The following is a 538-nucleotide window of genomic DNA, read 5'->3' as shown; positions in this document are numbered from 1 at the left end:
GCGTCCCGGAGAGATTGGTCGTCATAGCCTTTGTCGCCGGCGAGACTCTCGATTTTCTCGGTGTTGCGAAGGGCAACTCGACGGCCAGTTTGGGTGTCGTGAGGCCAGTGTGCCGAGCAGTGAAGATCAAGGATGGCACACGAATCTGTATCGACGAGTGCCGTCGTTTTGAGCGTGCGTATGTGGCGATCCGAGCGGTGTTGGTAGTGTCTCGATGCCGTTTCGCGGTCGAAGAACGTGGCATCGATGGCACCGTGCGAGCCCGGATCGCAGATGGTCGCAGACTCCCGAAGGAACCCGCGCCACACGGACATGGGCACCCTCTCAAACGACCGGTACAGCGTTGAGGGTGCGGGAAATGCCGTTCGAGCGAGCTGTAACAGACCCCGAACGCGATCCATCTCACTCGCCCAATCGACGATCTCGCGGTACGTCGCATCCATGTGAACTCGCAAAAAGTGGAGCGTGACATGCTTCCAGCCGGGAAATCCGTGGCCAGTCGGATCACTCACCGCCGTTGGACTGGCGGCACAGCGCT

The 538-nt window shown here is 60.2% G+C and carries 1 protein-coding gene; it reads right to left on the bottom strand.

Going from position 1 to position 538, the window contains the following annotated elements; genetic code table 11:
- Positions 1-443, bottom strand: a 443-nt coding sequence (locus EXE42_RS16585; RefSeq protein WP_137707020.1) for a transposase, incomplete at its 3' end; no start/stop codon positions are given.
- Between the last annotated feature and the right edge of the window lie 95 nt (positions 444-538).

The organism is Halorubrum sp. SP3 (genome assembly GCF_005435195.1).
In the GTDB taxonomy this organism is placed as follows: Archaea; Halobacteriota; Halobacteria; order Halobacteriales; family Haloferacaceae; genus Halorubrum; species Halorubrum sodomense.
This window is presented reverse-complemented; position numbering and strand designations above follow the sequence as displayed.